The sequence below is a fragment of the Amycolatopsis sp. WAC 04197 genome (assembly GCF_003947475.1).
GTDB lineage: Bacteria > Actinomycetota > Actinomycetes > Mycobacteriales > Pseudonocardiaceae > Amycolatopsis > Amycolatopsis japonica.
Genome location: NZ_QHJK01000011.1, coordinates 238,989 through 256,735 on the forward strand (window position 1 = coordinate 238,989; position 17,747 = coordinate 256,735).

Annotated in this window: 13 protein-coding genes; 6 read left to right on the plus strand and 7 right to left on the minus strand. The window is 69.6% G+C overall.

All coding sequences use genetic code 11. The annotated features are described in order from the left end of the window. The first annotated feature begins 133 nt into the window (after positions 1–133). A complete protein-coding gene (locus DMC64_RS35670; protein WP_125737080.1) occupies positions 134–3,490 on the plus strand; it encodes a DUF3376 domain-containing protein in 3,357 nt (1,118 codons plus the stop codon). Positions 3,491–3,518: 28 nt separating this feature from the next. Then, on the plus strand, positions 3,519–4,517 hold the full coding sequence (locus DMC64_RS35675) for an enoyl-CoA hydratase/isomerase family protein (RefSeq protein WP_125737081.1): 999 nt from the start codon (positions 3,519–3,521) through the stop codon (positions 4,515–4,517). Here the strand turns inward: DMC64_RS35675 and DMC64_RS35680 are convergent. Further along, positions 4,505–5,209 carry a hypothetical protein gene (locus tag DMC64_RS35680; RefSeq protein ID WP_125737082.1) on the minus strand — a complete coding sequence of 235 codons (705 nt, stop codon included), beginning with the start codon at positions 5,207–5,209 and terminating at the stop codon, positions 4,505–4,507. The genes DMC64_RS35675 and DMC64_RS35680 overlap by 13 nt on opposite strands. After that, positions 5,202–8,198, minus strand: coding sequence for a DEAD/DEAH box helicase (locus DMC64_RS35685; protein ID WP_125737083.1), 2,997 nt, complete (start codon positions 8,196–8,198; stop codon positions 5,202–5,204). The genes DMC64_RS35680 and DMC64_RS35685 overlap by 8 nt, the downstream gene beginning before the upstream one ends. 87 nt (positions 8,199–8,285) lie before the next feature. On the opposite strand from DMC64_RS35685, the gene DMC64_RS35690 reads away from it, so the two are divergent. Continuing rightward, positions 8,286–8,903 (plus strand): hypothetical protein, encoded by a 618-nt coding sequence (locus DMC64_RS35690; RefSeq protein ID WP_125737084.1) that lies wholly within the window; start codon positions 8,286–8,288, stop codon positions 8,901–8,903. A gap of 1 nt (position 8,904) precedes the next feature. Here the strand turns inward: DMC64_RS35690 and DMC64_RS35695 are convergent, their stop codons facing one another. Continuing rightward, entirely contained in the window at positions 8,905–9,333 is a 429-nt protein-coding gene (locus tag DMC64_RS35695) for a MarR family winged helix-turn-helix transcriptional regulator (RefSeq protein ID WP_125737085.1), read from the minus strand. Between the two features lie 70 nt (positions 9,334–9,403). On the opposite strand from DMC64_RS35695, the gene DMC64_RS35700 reads away from it, so the two are divergent. Then, positions 9,404–10,012 (plus strand): TIGR03086 family metal-binding protein, encoded by a 609-nt coding sequence (locus DMC64_RS35700; RefSeq protein WP_125737086.1) that lies wholly within the window; start codon positions 9,404–9,406, stop codon positions 10,010–10,012. On the opposite strand, the gene DMC64_RS35705 is transcribed toward DMC64_RS35700, so the two are convergent. Next, positions 9,994–10,866, minus strand: coding sequence for an alpha/beta fold hydrolase (locus DMC64_RS35705; RefSeq protein ID WP_125737087.1), 873 nt, complete (start codon positions 10,864–10,866; stop codon positions 9,994–9,996). The two genes, DMC64_RS35700 and DMC64_RS35705, sit on opposite strands and share 19 nt — an antisense overlap. Positions 10,867–10,954: 88 nt before the next feature. On the opposite strand from DMC64_RS35705, the gene DMC64_RS35710 reads away from it, so the two are divergent. Further along, positions 10,955–11,560 (plus strand): TetR/AcrR family transcriptional regulator, encoded by a 606-nt coding sequence (locus DMC64_RS35710; RefSeq protein ID WP_125737088.1) that lies wholly within the window; start codon positions 10,955–10,957, stop codon positions 11,558–11,560. Here DMC64_RS35710 and DMC64_RS35715 read toward each other — a convergent pair. Next, the gene (locus DMC64_RS35715) at positions 11,544–12,266 is read right to left on the minus strand and encodes a TetR/AcrR family transcriptional regulator (protein WP_125737089.1); all 723 of its coding nucleotides are present in this window, start codon (positions 12,264–12,266) and stop codon (positions 11,544–11,546) included. The two genes, DMC64_RS35710 and DMC64_RS35715, sit on opposite strands and share 17 nt — an antisense overlap. Before the next feature lie 82 nt (positions 12,267–12,348). On the opposite strand from DMC64_RS35715, the gene DMC64_RS35720 reads away from it, so the two are divergent. Further along, positions 12,349–13,815: a carotenoid oxygenase family protein gene (locus tag DMC64_RS35720; protein ID WP_125737090.1), complete on the plus strand. Its 1,467-nt coding sequence runs from the start codon at positions 12,349–12,351 to the stop codon at positions 13,813–13,815. A 43-nt stretch (positions 13,816–13,858) separates the two neighbouring features. On the opposite strand, the gene DMC64_RS35725 is transcribed toward DMC64_RS35720, so the two are convergent. Beyond that, positions 13,859–16,621: a DUF5682 family protein gene (locus DMC64_RS35725; RefSeq protein WP_125737091.1), complete on the minus strand. Its 2,763-nt coding sequence runs from the start codon at positions 16,619–16,621 to the stop codon at positions 13,859–13,861. Then, positions 16,618–17,730 carry an AAA family ATPase gene (locus DMC64_RS35730; RefSeq protein WP_125737092.1) on the minus strand — a complete coding sequence of 371 codons (1,113 nt, stop codon included), beginning with the start codon at positions 17,728–17,730 and terminating at the stop codon, positions 16,618–16,620. The genes DMC64_RS35725 and DMC64_RS35730 overlap by 4 nt, the downstream gene beginning before the upstream one ends. Positions 17,731–17,747 lie beyond the last annotated feature (17 nt).

The window sequence follows — 17,747 nt, forward strand, 5'->3', positions numbered from 1 at the left end:
GGGCCCTTCGTTCGCTCGCAGATATTAGCGATCGCAAAGCAGATCAGCTTCGAATGCGTCACGACCACTCATCGTTTACGCATTCCGGTAACCCCTGTTCCGGAATCGCCGACCTCTTCGCAGGGAGGCAGCGATGACCATCATGAATTCTTCCGCACGTCCGCACGATCTCCGCCTCGCGCTCTGCATGCGTGGTGGTGTCAGCCTCGCCGTATGGATGGGCGGCGCGTGCCGCGAAATCACCGCGCTCCGATCCGCCGACGGTTCCCAGGATTCGCCGGAAGCGGTGACGGCACGCGATATCACGCAGCGCGCCATTTACCGGAAGATCCTCACCGTCGCCGGATACGAGCATGTCGATGTCGATGTCATCGCCGGGACCAGCGCGGGCGGGCTCAACGGCGCGCTGCTCGCCAGTCATCTCGTCTACGGAATGCGTTTCGACGACGGAATCCGGGACATCTGGCTCAGATTGGGCGATCTCGAGTTGCTCACCCGGCACCCCGGGCACGGAATCCCGCCTTCTCTGCTCGACGGCGACGGCGGCTTCTACGCGAAGCTCGCGGAACAGGTGAAACAATTGCTCGACACCTCGTCGTGCAATCCCTTGCGCACCGATGCCTCCCCTCGTCTCGTCCGGCTCATCCTCACCGCCACGAGGCTGTTCCCGCGCAATGAATACCTGCGCCCTTCCGTCGGACAGGCCCTGCTCGCGAGCTGGTCTCAGGCTCACCTCGCCTTTCGCCATTACCGGACCGAATGCGGGGTCGCCCACCCGATCTTCAGCGATTTCCCCGCCGGTTCGACGGCGCATCTCGACCGGCTCGCCTACGCCGCGCGGACCACGTCGTCGTTCCCCGGGGCATTCGAACCGGCGAGGCTGACGGTGACCGGTCCCGAGATCGTCGACGACAAGCCGTGGCTCGACGCCGTCGGCACGTGCAGCGAGACCGGTGTCCCGGACGTGGGCGGCACCCAGGCGCAGTTGATGGACGGCGGCGTCCTCGACAACATCCCGCTCTCCTGGGCGATCCGCGCGGTCGCCGGCGCGCCCGCGCAGGCACCCGTCGACCGCTGGCTGCTCTATCTGCAGCCGGTGCCGCCGACGCCGGCCAAACTCCCCGCCAACAGCAAGGAACAGGGCTCGCTCGCCCGGCTGGCGCGGGTGGTGAAAGCCTTGGTCCGCACCAAGATGAACAGCGAGTCCCTGTTGGACGACGCGGCCGAGCTCAGCGACGCCTGGACGTCCGCGCAACGGCTGCACGGTACCGCCGGCGGCCTTCCCGGGGACCCCGGCCTGCGAAACCTCCCCGGCGCGAAGGCACGCAGGAAACTGATGCCGCGCTATGCCGAGGCCGTTGCCTCCGTGGAGGCCGACCGGCTGGCGAGACTGGTCGACGACCCGATCTCGTTGACCGGTCCCGATCCGCTGCCGATCCCCGACAGCCGCACGTTCACCTCCGGCCAGGCCGCCGCTCCGATCCTCGAACTCCTGCGGGGCCCCGCCGTTCCCGATCTCGTCTGTGTGCCCGGAGCGAAGAAGCTCACCGTCTCGTGGTTCCGGTCCCTGCTGGCGCCCGCCCGCGCCGTCGCACTGGTCCTGGACTGGGTCCAGGCCATCGAAGCCGGGCAAACCCTGAACGAGAAGCAGAAGGCGGCGCTCAGTTCGATCCGCGACAAGCTCTACGAGACCCGCTTCGCCTGCGAAGTCCTCCTTGCCTGCCGCGATCGGTTGCTCCTCCGCGGTGGCTCACCGGATTTCGAGGTCCTTCCCTGGGTCATGGCGGCCTGCCGTCGTCTCGCCTGCTTCATCGAGACCTCGGGCGGACTCCGGTCCGGAGAGAACTGGTGCTGCGCCATCGCCGACGTCGCCGAACACGCCGTCCACGCGGATCTGCTCCCCGTCGCGCCGGACTTCCCGGAGCCGTTCCTCACCCCGATCTGGCGCCGGGTCGGGAAACTGGCCAGGGAACTCGTCTCCGCACTGGGTAAACGCGCGAAGGCGCCGGGGTTCACCGCGCTCTACGAGGCGGCACGTATCGACCTGAAGTCGACGCTCGACGTCTTCGCCGTGGCCGAACTCCTGATCGGCCCCCTCCGCCCCGATCCGCTCTCCGAGCCGAGCCGGATCCGCGTGCACGCCATGTCCGCGGTCGCCAAGAGTCCCCTGGAACCGATCCTGCTGGCCGAGCCACCGGCCGACGACATCCAGCGGGTCGAGCGCAAGCTCAGCGGGAACCAGTTGATGAACTTCGCCAGTTTCCTGTCCTCGCGCTGGCGGCTCAACGACTGGACCTGGGGCCGCCTCGACGCGGCCTGTTCACTGGTCGACGTCGTCGCCAGGAGCGAGCGTCTCCAGGCGAGGAAGGACACCGAACTCGTCGAGTGGCTCCGGGATCTCTACGCCGAGCATTACGTCCACGTCTTCGGCAAGACTTCGGACGACCTCGACGCACGTCCCGAACTGGCGGGGCTCATCGGACCTTGGGAAGCACTCGGCGTGACCCCGGCGAACGTCCGGCACCGGCTCCCGATCCTGCTCACCACCTGGCTGCACTGGAACATCCTGCAACAGGAGATCCCGCTGCTCACCGGCCTCGCCGAATTGCGGCACAACGGCGACATCCCGCCGACTGGCACGCAGCTCAAGGAAGCGACCGGGACCTCCGTCGCCCGACTCTCCGACAAAGCCCAGGTTCTCGGCAAGGTGGGCGCCGAAACGGTGCGCGTGCTCTTCAAACGCCCCCATCTCCGAAGAGCGGGCCTGCGCCTCGGCCTGGTCACCTGGCGGGCGATCCAGCCCGCGGGAAGGAGCAAGGGCGCCAAACTGGGACGGACGCTGTTCGCGGTGACCAAGCCCATGGTCGTGCCGCCTCTGCTGATCGGCTTCCTTGCTCCCTTGTGGAGTGTCGTCGCCGCGTTGCTCGCGTGGGGCGCGGTGTCGGTCGGCACGAACGAGTGGTTCAGCCCGCCGGGCCACCTTTTCCTGGCGATCGGGATCGGCTTCGCGGGCGGGTACTTCTGCTGGCACTACCTGCCGGACAAGGGCGGAGCGACCCCGTTCCGCCGGGTGGTCGCGTTCGCGGTGGGCGCGTTGCTCTACCTGCTCGGCGTGGGCCTGCTCCTGCGAAGAACCGCACTGCCGTGGGAGTTCGATCCCTGGGACCGTGCCGCCTACGTCGGCGGGTTGAGCGCGCTGAGCGTTCTCGTCTCGTTGTGGGGCGTCACCGCCGTCGGCATCCGGAGCGGGCGCGGACGCCGTCTCACCTTCGTCGGGCTCACCGTGCTCTTCCCCGCGCTCGTCGCCGCGTCGCTGACCGCCCTGGCCTCCGTGCTGCTCTGGCCGGGAGAACCACTCACCGGCTGGGCGGCCACCGGCATCCTCTACTTCACCATCGCGTGGGAGACGGTCATGCTGACCAGGTACTTCCCCGACCCGCCGCTCGCGCCGTCGAATTCGGCTGAGGCGTACACCACAACCACGACATAGTAGGACTTCCTACTTTTAGGGTGGCTTGGTGAATGACGTCCAGTTCCTCGTCGAGAGCGGAATCGGCCGGATCACGCTGAACCGGCCGCGTGCGCTGAACTCGCTGAACCACGGCATGGTCCTCGCCATGCTCGACCACCTCGAAACGTGGCGCGCCGACCCGGGCGTCCGTGCCGTGCTGATCGACGGCGCGGGCGATCGCGGGCTCTGCGCCGGCGGCGACATCCGCGCCATCTACGAGGACGCGCGCGCCGGTGGCACCGCGTCGTTGCCGTTCTGGGCCGACGAATACCGCCTCAATCTCCTGATCTCGCGCTACCCCAAGCCGTATCTCGCCCTCATGGACGGCTTGGTGATGGGCGGCGGTGTCGGCGTCTCCGCGCACGGCAGCCACCGGATCGTCACCGAGCGCTCGCGTGTCGGCATGCCCGAGACCGGTATCGGTTTCGTCCCGGACGTCGGCGGCACGTATCTGTTGTCGCGGACCCCCGGCGAACTCGGGACGCATATCGCGCTCACCGCCGGGGCGATCTCCGGGTCCGACGCGATCCACTGTGGACTCGCCGACCACTTCGTGTCCAGCGAACGGATCCCGGACCTGCTCGACGCGCTCACGTCGCGGCCCACGGACGACGCGCTGGCGCTGATCGCCGAACCGGCGCCGCCGAGCGCGCTGGCCGGGGACGCCGCCTGGATCGACCACTGCTACGCGGCGGACACCGTCGAAGAGATCCTGGCCCGGCTCCACGCCGCGGGTGACGCGGCGGCCACCGCCGCCAAGGAGATCGAGGCGAAGTCGCCGACCGCGCTGAAGGTGACCCTGCGGGCACTCCGGTCGGCGGCGGCGATGCCCGATCTGGAAACCGTGCTGGCGCAGGAATACCGGATCTCCGCCCACGCCCTCTCGTCCGCCGAGTTCGCCGAAGGCATCCGGGCGCAGATCATCGACAAGGACCGCGCGCCGAAGTGGTCACCCGCCACTCTGTCCGAAGTGGACGACAGGATCGTCGACGCCTACTTCTCCTGACCGGTGATCGCCCGGTAGAGCGGCCGCAGCAGGGCGGTCACCGAGGTTCCGTCCACCGTGGCCTTGAGCGGCGGGACCTCGTCGAGCAGTCCCAGCGGATCCCCGGCCGGCGGGCGTCGCCGGTTCGTGACGTCCCCGGCCGGGCCCCAGCCGAAGAAGTCGTCCATCACCTCGTCGAGCCCGGGTGTCCCGTCTTCCGCGGCCGGGCCCGTCACGCGCGCGCCCGCCTGCCGTCCGATCTCTTCGAGCAGCGTCGCGCGGTCCCGCCCGCGGAGCGTGAAGATCGAGAACGGGTCCGCGTCCGCCTCGAGGGCGATCAGGCCCGCGACGAGGTGATCGCACGGGACGCGGGTGCCGGGACACGTGCAGTCCAGCGACAGTTCCCACGCCGCCTCGGGGAACAGCGGCACCTGCTCGGCGGCGAAGAAGCGGTCGATGCCGTCCGGTACCCGTCCGTCGAGCAGGGCGGTCCTCGTGGGCTCGTCCGCGACGACGGCGGCGACGACCGCCGTCCACACCTGTTTGCCGAACGCCGGAAGGCCGATACGGACCTCGTAGAACCGTTGCCGGGTCACCCGGACCCTGGCGACGGCGGCCCCCGGCGCCAGCGTGAGCGTGTCGACCGTGCAGGGCGGCACCAGTCCTTTGTGGACGCCCAGCTCGTCGAGCGCCCGGCGGAATCCGTCAGTCATCGGCCGCCTCCCGGCCGAGCGTGAAGACCTCGCGCAGCGAATCGGTGGACAGTTCGGTGAGCCAGTCCTCCCCGTCGGTGACGACGAGGTCGGCCAGCGCCTCCTTCTTGGTGATGACGTCGTCGATCCGTTCCTCGATGGTTCCGGGGCAGACGAATTTCCGCACCTGGACGCTGCGCCGCTGGCCGATGCGGAAGGCACGGTCGGTGGCCTGTTCCTCGACCGCCGGATTCCACCATCGGTCGAGATGCAGGACGTGGGTGGCGGCGGTGAGGGTCAGCCCCGCTCCCCCGGTCTTCAACGACGCGAGCAGGATCGACGGTCCCTCGCCCGACTGGAAGTGCTCGACGATCGAATCGCGGCGCCGCTGGGACAACCCGCCGTGCAGGAAGGCGATCTTCACGTTCAGCCGGTGCGACAGATGCGGCACGAGCAGGTGGCCGAACTCGGCGAACTGGGTGAAGCACAGCGCGCGGTCGCCCGAATCCAGGATCTCCGCCAGGAGTTCTTCGAGCCGGTTCACCTTGCCGGAGCGGTGCCCGATCGGCGAGCCGTCGTGCAGCAGATGCGCGGGATGGTTGCAGATCTGTTTGAGCTTGGTGATCGCGGCGAGGATGTTGCCGCGCCGTTTGACGCCGGCGCTGTCGGCGATCTTCGTCATCATCTCGTCCACGGTCGCGCGGTACAGCGTCACCTGTTCGCGGGTGAGGCGGTATTCCTGCAGGATCTCGATCTTCTCGGGCAGGTCCGCGAGTACGGTGGGGTCGGTTTTGAGGCGCCGCAACAGGAACGGCCGGGTCAGGCGGCGCAGCTCGGTGGCGGCGGCGAGGTCGCCCCGGCGTTCGATCGGCACCTCGAACCGCTCCCGGAACTCTTGCCTGCCACCGAGGACGCCGGGGTTGAGCAGATCCGAAAGCGACCACAGGTCGGCGAGCCGGTTCTCCACCGGCGTCCCGGTCAGGGCGACCCGGTGCCCGGCGGGGATCCGGCGCAAGGCCTGCGCGGGTCCGGTGTTCTGGTTCTTGACCGCCTGCGCCTCGTCGAGCACGAGCCGGTGCCAGCGGATGGCCGCGAGTTCGTCGGCGTCGCGGGCGGCGGTCGAGTAGGTGGTGACGACGAGATCCACGCCCTCGGTGCGCACGCGGCCGCGGTCGGCGCCGTGATGGAGGTGGACACGCAACTCCGGGGCGAATTTGGCGGCTTCCCGTTGCCACGTCCCGAGCAGCGACATCGGACAGACCAGCAGTGTCGGCCGCTTGCCGTCCTGCGCTCTCTCGATCGCTTCGAGGGCGAGCAGCTGGACGGTCTTGCCCAGCCCCATGTCGTCGGCGAGGCAGGCCCCGAGCCCGATCGACGTCATGAACGAAAGCCAGGCGACACCGCGGCTCTGATAGGGCCGCAGCGTCGCCACGAAGGTCGGCGGCGGCTCGACCGGTTCGATGGTGCGCTGGACCCGGCCGGCCAGGAAATCGTCGATCCAGCCGTCGGTGGTGACTTCGGTGACCGGGAGCGGCGCTTCGAAACCGCCGTGCAGCAGGGCGAGGAGGTCCGCCGGGGTGGGCAGCGGCGGCTTCTCGCGGTCCGGATCGCGGCGGAGGTACTCGAGGCCCGCGCGCAGCAGTTCGGGGTCCACGCTCACCCACCGGCCGCGCAGCCGCACCAACGACGACTTCGCGGCGGCGAGCCCGGCGAGTTCCTCGTCGGTCAGCGCGTCCTCCCCGACGGCGAGCGCCCAGCGGTAGGAGGCGAGCTGGTGCCGCCCGAGCCGGTGCACGGCGGCCTGGTCGACGGACGCGCCGCGGACGGACAGCTTGAGCGCGAGCTTCCGCCTGCCGCCCCAGCTCGCCGGGAGCTGGACGTCGAACCCGGCGGCGACCAGCTGTTCCGCGCCGCCGTCGAGGAACTCCACGGTTTCAGCGACGGTGAGGTCGTAGACGCCCGGCTTCTCGGCCTCGACCGCGGGCCTGAGCAGCGGCAGTACCCCGGCGGCGCGCTCCAGCTCGGCGGTGAAGAGACCTTCGGGGTCGGTGAACTTCGCGCCCGCCTTGCCGGACCAGACGTCCTCAGCGGGGAGCAGGAGACTGGGGTCGGCCGCGGAGCGCAGCAGGAAACGCAGCTGCCACTTGGTCCCGTCGCCGGTCTGGTCGTCCGGATCGTCGGCCGGGCCGTGCAGCGTCGGAACCTCGTCGAGCCGGACGCAGACGGTGCCCTCGGTGAGGTCCGTGTCGCCGATCGCGTCCCAGGCGGCGATGCCCTCGGCGACGATCCCCATCCGCCCCGGCGACTGGCCGACCCGGTCGTCGGCACTCTTGAGCGCGTGGAGCCATGACCCGAACGGGCCTTCGCGCCCATCGCTTTCCGTCGCATGTCCGGCGGCCGCGAGCCGGTCGCGGACCGCCGCGTCGACCAGGGTGTGCAGCGCGTCGGTGACGAGCGCCGCCGGATCCGGGCCGGGATGCTCGGCCCGGCCCACCGGAGGAGTGGCCGCGATCAGCGCGCGGACCGCGACCGCGTCACCGCCCCGGGCCACCGGCCGCCAGCGCGCCCGCGCCACGATCTCGTTCCGCACGAGCGTCGGCAGCACCCGGCCGCGGCGGACCAGGTCGTCCGCCAGCCGGACGACGGCGCGGAGATGGCGGACCGACGTGCCGTAGCTGACCGTCTCGGCCAGATCCTCCAGCTCCGAGGGGTCGATCAGCAGGGCCGGCACCGACCAGGGTTCCAGCGTCGGTTCCGGCTGCGGACGGCCGCGGGCACCCAGTTCGGGCGAGGCGATCGGGCCGCCGCGCCGCGACGGCAACAGCAGCACGGCCGTCGCGGGCTTGCCGGGATGCAGGGCGGTCAGATCCGCGACCGAGGCGGCGAACGGATGCGGCCGGGCCGCGCTCGACGGCCGCATCGACGTCGTCGCCGGGCGGTCGCCGTGCTCACCCCACAGCACGATCCCGCGGCCACGGGACCACAGGCCGTGCACGACGAGTGGCGACATGTTCCCCCCTCTCCGCGCGTCTGGTCCCTCCAGCATGCCCGGCACCGATCAGCGGCCGGTCAGCGAGTCGCCGATAGGATCCCTTCGATGGAGGCAGCCGACGTTCTCGACGCGATCGATCCGCGCGAGGCACTGACCGTTCTCGGCCCTTCCAAGGCCAAGAACCGAGGCGGGCAGGCCGGGGAAACCGGGACGGCCTGGCCGGAACCGATGCTTCGCGCACGAGCCGGGATCTTGGCGAAGTCCAAGGTCGAAAACGGCGGTTTGCGGCCCGCGTGGCTGCGCTACAGCGGGAACTTCTACCGGAACGTCGGCGGCGCGCTGGGCGAGGCCGCCGAGAACGGGCGGACGCTGATCCTCAGCGGCGGCTACGGGCTCCTGCGCGCCGACGAGCCGATCTCCTACTACGACCGGAAGCTGCGGCTCAGCGACTGGCCGCCGGGAGTGCTCGAAGACGCCGTCCTGGGGGAAGCGCGCCGGATCGGCGCGACTAAAGCGGTCACGTTCGTGTCCGCCAGCGCCGACTACGCGAAACTGGCCCGGCGGATCCCTTGGGACATCGATGCCTTGCTGGTGACGATCGAGTTCCACGGTGGCGGGGCGCAGGTCGAGGTGCCACGGCGGCTGGCGCAGGCTTTCAGCGCGTGGTGGCGCCGGTCGCCGTCGGACTATCCGGCGGGCATGGTCGTGGAGGAACTGGGCTGACTCACGGCCACTGCGCTTCGGAAAGCACGCGTGCGGCCTTGAGGAACGCCTTGCGGTCGGCGGCCGACAGGTGGCCGAGCAACCGTTCCTCCTGCTCCTGAATCCGGGCTTGGGCCGAACGCCGCGACGCACGGCCCGCCTCGGTGATCCCGAGCAGCCGGACCCGGCGGTCCTTCGGATCCGGCTCGCGGGTGATCAGCCCGTCCTCCTGGAGGGTGTCCAGGGTGCCGATGATCCGGGTCTTGTCCGCGCCGATCGCCTTGGCGAGCGCGGCCTGCGTGCGGACGGGCCCGTCGTCGAGGGCGCTCAGCACCACGTAGCCCCACATGGTCAACCCGTGCTCGGCCAGCACCGGCGTCTCGGCGTTCATCAGCCGTCGCATCAGCCCGCCGAGCATCGCCGCGAGATCCGGCCTCCCCTGCTCCGCCATGCGCAGACCATACCGACCGAAGTCCGGGAACCGGTTGACGAACTCGTATGCATGTGTAGATGATATGCACATGCCTATCGATGAACTCCGCATGCTCGACGCCGTCGTGACCCGGGCCAGCCTCGACCTCGTCACCAAGATCACCCCGGCGGACCTGGCCAAACCGACCCCGTGCAGCGCCTGGACCCTGCACGGACTGCTGGCGCACATGGCCACCCAGCACCACGGCTTCGCCGCCGCGGCCGAAGGCGAGAGCCACCTCGACCATTGGCGGCTGCTCCCCCTGGGCGACGACCCCGTCGGCACCTACCGCGCCTCGGTGAACCGGGTACTGAACGCCTTCGTCCCCCACGACCTCGCCGAGCGGAAATTCGCCCTTCCCGAGTTCTCCACCGAAGTCACCTTCACCGCGGAGCAGGCCCTCGGCTTCCATTTCGTGGACTACCTGGTGCATTCGTGGGACGTGGCCAAGACCCTCGGCTTGCCGCTCACGTTCGAGCGCGAGGTCCTCGACGCCGGGCTGCGGTTCGCCGAGGCGATCCCGAACGGGAAGAACCGGACCACGCCGGGCGCGGCGTTCGCACCGGCCGTCGAGGCGACGGGACAGTCCGATCTGGACACGATCGTTGCCCTGCTGGGCCGTTCCCCGTCGTGGCCGGATCAGGTGGCCGCGGCGTGACGCGCGGCCTCGAGAATCCGGCCGGTGACGAGGTCGGGTTTCTCCAGCGACAATCCATGAGTGGTCTTGGGCACGACCTCGACCTCGATATGCGGGTTCAGTGAGGCGAGCCGGGTCGCCACCGCGCGAGCGTCGTGGATGACGCTGCGTTCGCCGACGACGATCCGGGTGGGCACGTCGATCGCCGCCAGCTCGTCGTCGCTGAACAGGGGCATCTCAGGGAGCTGCTGCTTGTACTTGAGCGCGGCGAAGAGCAGCGGCCGCACGGTGTGCCGCACGTCCGGATCCCCCGACGCCACCAGCCGCAGGAGCCACCCGGGCAGGAACCAGAGGAAGATCTCGCGCAGGCTCCACCAGATGAAGCTCCGGCCGATCACGCCGAACCCCGCCGCTTCGATGGCGACGACACCCGCGATCCGAGCGGTGGACCGCGTCGCGAGGTTCAGCGCCAGCCAGCCGCCTCGCGAAACACCGGCGAGATAGACCTTTTCGTGGGCCGTTTCCGCGAGAACGCCTTCGACGACCTCGGCGAGCCAGTCCGCACAGTCATCCGCGGACTCGATCGGTGCGGTCTGGATCGACCGCCCGGGCTCGCCGAGGGAGTCGACGGCGTAGACCCGGTGCCGGACGGCGAGTTCGGCGATATGCGGATACCAGGACAGCGACGTGCCCATCCCGCCGGAAAGCAGCACGATCGGCGGACCGTCCGCCGGCCCGCACCCACGGACCCGCGTCGGGCCGAATCTCGTTTCGATGTCCAGCTCCACGGCGGGAACCGGCCACTTCCGCAGAATTTCGTCGTAGACGGCGAAGAAGCGCTCTTCGGCCTTCTTGTCGGTGAACTCCCCCAGCATCGGACCTCCTTCGAGTTTATGGTGCACTTGCACCATAACAGCGGGTGGCCATTCCAGCCACCCCTCACCGGCATGGCAGAGTGACCGCGTGCCGAAACGTGTGGACCACCAAGAGCGCAGGCGCGAGATCGCGGAGGCGCTCTTCCGGATCGCCGCCGCCCAATGCCTGCAGGCGGTCACGCTGCGTGCGGTGGCCGCGGAGGCGGGCATTTCGATGAACCTGGTGCAGTACTACTTCCCGACCAAGGAAGAGATGCTGCGCTTCTCCTGGCAGCGGATCGTCGAGCTGACCGCGGAGCACGCCGGGAAGACCATCGGCGAGGCGATGAAGACCGGCGACGAGCGCACCATCGTGCGCGCCTACCTGACCTCGGTACTGCCGGACGGCGAGCGGGCCCGCATGCTCTCCGCCGTCCAGATCGCGTATTTCGCCGTCGACGTCACGCGCGGGAGCCAGGATCCCGATCAGGAACCGCTTCTGCCCCACCTGGTCCATGCGATCACCGAGCTGCTCCGGACGGCCCAGGAGAAAGGCGACGTCCCCGCGCGCCTCGATCCCCGGCTCGAGGCGGACTCCCTCGCGACGATGTCCGCCGGCCTCGTCACGGCGATCATGGTCGACGCCTACACGGCCGAGCGCGCGGCGGAGATCGTCGACTACCGGCTGGACGGGGTGTTCAGCGGCGCTCGATGAGCGCCTCGATGCCGTCCAGGATGCGGCTGAGACCGAACTCGATGTCCGCTTCCTCGATGCCTTCTTCGCCGTACGCCTCACCGGAAATCACGGCGGCGACGCGCCGATAGCCCCGCGCTTCGAGACGCGGCCCCAGAAACGAGCCCAGAGCCCGGACCTGTTCAGGAGGGCTCGCGTTCACGTCCCGGAGCAACGACGCGGTACTGCGAACCCATCCGTCGACCAGTACCGCGCAACCCGTGACGTCCTGGGCACTCAGCCCTGAATCCGCCATCCCCTCAAGGAAGTTTTCCAGCCACCCCAAGAGATTCGGCGTACTGGGCGCACTCCGCACCGGCAGGTCGATCAGCCACGGATGACGGCGGCAACGTTCGAGGAGCGCGCGGGCCCAGGCGGTGACCGCGACGCGCCAATCGCCGGACGGCGGTTCCGGCGGCGGCGGCCCCCAGGCCGCTTCGGCCACGAGGACGAGCAGTTCCTCCTTGGAGCTCAGATACCGGTAAAGCGCGTTCGCGGTGACGCCGAGGCGTTTGGCGATCGAAGGCATGGACAGCGCCGCATAGCCCTCCGCGTCGGCCTGCGCGATGGCCGCGTCGACGATCTGCTCGAGGCTGTATCCCGGTTTCGGCCCGCGCCGGGGCGCCGGGGCGTGCCCCCAGGCCAGCGCCGTACCCGGCGGCAGCAACTCGATCTCGACGTCGTCCATCGGGGCATTGTTGCACTCAAAACCGGTAAAGGCATACACTGTTCATGGCATACACAGTTTCATACGACTTGGGGGCTCGACCATGACCGAACCGACCAGACGGAACGTGCTCCGCGGAGCCGCCGCGCTCGCCATCGGTGGAGCCGCCGCGAGCTTCGGCGGCAGCGGATCCGCTTCCGCCGCACAAGCTCCGGCGGAACCCCGCCACCCATTCCTCGAAGGCGCGTTCGCGCCGGTCACGGAGGAGGTGACCGCGTTCGGCCTGCCGGTCACCGGCCGCATTCCGAGCGATCTTCGCGGGCGGTATCTGCGCACCGGGCCGAACGTCCTCGGTCTCGAGGATCCACGCGCCCACCACTGGATGCTGGGTGAGGGCATGGTGCACGGCGTCCGGCTGCGCGACGGGAAGGCCGAGTGGTACCGCAACCGCTGGGTCCGTTCGTCCGGGGTCGCCGCGAAGCTCGGCGAGCGGTACCCGTGGCCGGTGCCCGCCGAGGACTTCGCGCCGAACACGCACGTGATGGCCCATCACGGCCGCATCCTCGCCCTCCAGGAATCGGGCGCCCCGCCGTACGAACTCGACGGCGAGCTGAACACGTTAGGGCCGTTCGATTTCGGCGGTTCTTTGGAGGGTTCCTACACCGCGCACACCAAGTTCGACGCGCGCGCCGACGAGCTGCACGCGGTGACCTATCACCCGACCTGGGACCACGTGCGGCATCTGATGGTCGACCGGACCGGCCGCGTGGTGCGGACCACCCGCATCCCGGTCACCGACAGCCCGATGATGCACGACTTCGGGCTCACCGAGAACTACGTGGTCGTCTTCGACGTACCGGTCACCTTCGATCCGCAGCCGGGCAAGGTCGTGCCCTACAAGTGGAACTCGGATCACCCGGCCAGGGTCGGGGTGATGAAACGCGACGGCGGCCCGGTCCGCTGGTTCGGGGTGGATCCGGTGTTCTACTCGCATACGCTCAACGCCTACGAGCAGGGCTCCACGGTGGTGGTCGACCTGACCACGATGCCCGCTCCGTTCGAGGTGGCAGGCAAGCAGGGCTTCGGTGGTCCGTCGGCGTCGGGCCCGCCGGTGCTGGAGCGCTGGACGATCGATCTCGCCCAGGGGCGGGTCCGGCGCCGCGTTCTCGACGACCGGCCGCAGGAGTTCCCGCGGGTCAACGAAAGCCTGGTGTCACGACGGCATCGGTACGGCTACTCGGCCTCTCCCGGCGAATTGTTCGACGTCTACCTGGACAAGCCGTCCGGCTCCTTCGGCAACGCGCTGATCAAGCACGACCTGCGGAGCGGGCGCTCCGAGGTGCACCGTTTCGGCCGGGGTGCCGACGCGAGCGAAGCGGTGTTCGTGCCCTCCTCCCGCGGCAAGGCCGAGGACGACGGTTACGCGCTCGCGTACGTCAACAATCCCGACCGCAACGCGTCGGACCTGGTGATCCTCGCGGCGCAGGACTTCACCGCGAAGCCCTTGGCACGTATCCACCTGCCGAGGCCGGTACCGCTGGGCTTCCACGGAAGCTGGGTCGCCGACTGACCGACCGGGCTGTCGCCGGAAACCCCGGCGACAGCCCCTCGGGTCACACTCCGGTGAGCACCTCCTCCAACGCGGCGGCGGAGTCCGGATACCGCTCGAGCAACGCCAGACCGGTGGGTGCAGTGCTCCCCCACGGCTCGTCGCAGCCCAGCAGACCCGCCACCGCGTCACACGCCGCCGGATGCGCCGCCAGCAGCGCGAGGCCGCCGCCCCCGGTCTTCCTCGTCACCGCGACGGGTTCCGGCTGGTCCTTCCAGGGCGGAACCCATTCGTCGAGCGCCGCGAGCCGTCCCGGGAAGATGCGGCCGGCTTCCCTCACGAGCAACGGCACCAGTTCCGCGCCCCGGGACCTGAGTGTGGTGATCAACGTCGGCAACCACGGCAACAGCAACCGGTCCGGCAGCTCGGCGAAAGCGTTCGACACCGCCTCGACCACGAAGTCGGCCAGCCCGGGCGCCGGCTCCAACGCGTGCACGAACCCGCTCAGGTAGCGCGGATAAGCGGGCAGCACCATCGGGTTCGCCAGCAGTTCGGCGCATCGCTCCCGCAGTTCCGCGCGGGAGAGACGACCGAGCTGCACCTGCGCGGCCCACAGCAACGCCACCTTCGACGGCTCCTGCGGATGCGATCCGACGATCGCGAGCTCCAGCTGCGTGCGGTCGCACCCCAGCGACAAGGCGAGCGACTCCATGCTGAACAGGAAGCCCAGCATCGCGGCGACCTGCTCGACACCGGCTTCCTCGTCGGCGAAGGCCGCTGGGAGCAGGGTGCAGTAGTGCGCGTACCCCGTCCTGACGAACTCCTCGATCCATCGAGGCAGCACCGGCTCGCTGGTCCGGTAGTGCGCCAGCAGTCTGCGCACCCGCCGCAACACTTCCGGAGCGCCGTCGACGGTGCGTTCGGTGGCCAGCACCTCCAGGGCGCGCGTCCCCAGCTCCCCCGCGAGCCGTGCGCTGCGAAGGTAGAGCGTCGCGTCTTCGACCGTTCCGAGCACCTTCGCGGCGGTGGCCTGCGGATGGTAGGCAGCGCGCCGAAGCCGTTGCTCCAGCACCTGCTCGACGCTGACCCCCTCGTAGCCCAGCTCGATGAGGGCCCGCTGATGGGTGCCCAGCGCCAGATCCCACGACTCCTGGATCGGCCGCTCGCCGAGGCGCCGCTCGCCCATGATCGGCCTCGCCGCACCGCGTGGCATCAGGTAGCGCAGCATCCACAGGAGATCGGAGCAGGGCTCCAGCTCCGGCCTCGACGCTATGTCGAGCAGCGCCCGCTGCACACCTCGTTGCTGCAGCTTGAGGGCCAGCGGCTCCAGCCTGTCGTGCACGTCGCGCGCCAAGGGTGGCAACGCGTCGTACCCGACCTGGCCGATCCGGTCGCCACCCATCATGATCTCGACGAGGCGGCGTACGTCGCGCCTGCCGGGCACGACGTCCTTCTCGATGCAGGTGACCGCCGCGTCCTGGAAGTCGTACGGCGTCGGCTTGGCCCGGTCACGCATACCCGCCAGCAGGATCGAGGTCTCGAAGACCGCGATGGCGTCGGCCGTCGAGGACAGGTACCCGTTCCGGCGCGCCGCCCGCACGATCTCGACCGACCAGCCCAGCAGCTCGGCCTCGTCCAGCCGGTCGAGCACCGGAGGTCGTCGCAGGAAGCCGGAAAGCTGGTCCGCCGCCACCGGATCCGGCGTCGGCGCGGGCAGCTCCGCGGCCTTCTTCCGCTTCGGCCCGCCCACCTGCCCTTCCAGCTGGAACTGCTTCACCTTGGTGCGCTTGAGGTTCTTGGCCCACTCGGTCGCCGCGATCGACACCGATCCCCCGGCCAGCCCGAACTGCGCCTCGATCGAGGCGTGGCTCGACGGGATCAGCCCGTACTGCCAGGTGCTCTCACTACGCGGGCTGATCACGAACCCGTCCGTACCTTCGACGCCGAACTCCGCGACCCGGCTGGCCGCGTGGAAGGCGCCGCAGACGTAAAGACACTCCGCCGGATCCGCTCCCGACGCGGCGAGGTGCTCGCGCATGCGGGTCCACATGTAGCGCTCGCGGTCTTCGTCGACCCGAACGTGCCGGGTGTCCCCCGGCGCGAGACGGCGGAACAGGCTGCCGATCAGGAACATGACCTGGCGATAGGTGTCGTGGTCGCTGTCACCGAGCGGCAGCTCGACGTACTGGTGCCACCACTCCGACCAGTGCCGCACCCGCCCGTGCCGCAGCAGGTGCTCCTCGAGTTCGGCGAACCGCGGCCGCAGATCGCCGATCTCGACGCCGACCGCGTCACCGTGCAGCGCGGCCTCCTCCTCGGCGGGCGGCGCGTCCGGGTCGGCGGACGGCTCGGGCTCACGTTCGTTCCATTGGAAGACGTGGTCCGCCGACCGGTCGACGAGGACGAGCTCGACGCCCGGGGTGTCCAGGGCGTACGCGATCGCCTGGTATTCCGCCGAAGCCTCGGTGATCGGCGCGACCACGGACAAGGGCGCCCACTCCGCGGGGAACCCCTTCACCTCCGTCGCGAACGCCTGCACCGCCACGGGCAGACGGCAGTTGCGCAGCTCGGTCAGCAACGGCGCCATGTCCTCGCACAGTTCGAGGTAGACGACCTTCGGCTGCTTCTCCCGCAACCGCCGCGCCATCGCCACGGCCGAGGCCGGGGAATGGTGGCAGACCGGGAAGATCTCCAACGGCTCGCGCACCGCGCGGTCGACGTCGTCGACGAGTCCGAGCAGGATGCCCTCCAGTGCGCCGGGCCCGTCGGCGAAGGCGGCCGCGGCCTCCTGCAACTGGCCGCGCAACGCCTCGAAGGCGCCGCTCACGAGAGGGTGGCGATCGCGTCGCGGCCGCCGTCGAGGAACTCCGGCCAGTCCCCGCCCTCGTCCTTGCTGCGCGGCTCGACGACGCCGTGCAGGTACTTGTTGAGGATCGCCAGATCCTCCGGCTCACGGCGGGCGAGTGAACCGACCAGCGAGGACGCCAGCGTACGGGCGGTCAGCTCGCGTTCCCCGAAGAAGTTGCTGTGCAGCACCGCGTCTTCGAGCACGCCGATCTGCTCGGCCGTGGACAACGCCGACTCCAGCTTCTCGTCGTCGCTGCCCGCCGACGCCGCCGCTGCGCGAAGGTCGCCGAAGCTGCGCAGCAACACGTCGAGGAGCGTCGGCGGCACGTCCAGTTCGATCTGGTGGCGGCGCAGCAGTTCCTCGGTGCGGAAGCGGACGATCTCCGCCTCGCTCTTCTTGTTCGTCACCACGGGAATGCGGACGAAGTTGAAGCGGCGCTTGAGCGCGGACGACAGGTCGTTGACGCCGCGGTCGCGACTGTTGGCGGTGGCGATCACGGAGAAGCCGGGTTTGGCGAAGACGATGCCGTCGCTGTCCAGCTCCGGTACCGAGATGTACTTCTCCGACAGGATCGAGATCAGCGCGTCCTGCACGTCGCTGGTGGACCGGGTCAGCTCCTCGAACCGGCCGATCGAGCCCGCCTCCATCGCCGTCATGATCGGCGACGGGATCATCGACTCGCGGGACTGGCCCTTCGCGATGACCATCGAGACGTTCCACGAGTACTTGATGTGGTCCTCGGTGGTGCCGGCGGTCCCCTGCACGACGAGGGTCGAGTTGCGGGAGATCGCGGCGGCCAGCAGCTCGGCGAGCCAGCTCTTGCCGGTGCCCGGGTCTCCGATCAGCAGGAGCCCGCGGTCCGAGGCGAGCGTGACGATGGCCCGCTCCACGATGCTGCGGTCACCGAACCATTTCTGCGCGATCTCACGGTCGAGGCCGTCGGCGCGCTCGGAACCCAGGATGAACAGGCGCAGCATCTTCGGGGACAGACGCCAGGCGAACGGTTTGGGGTTGTCGTCGACGGACTCCAGCCAGTCCAGTTCTTCGGCGTACTTGATCTCGGCGGGGGCGCGCAACAGGTCGGACATGTCTTGCCTTTCGGGGA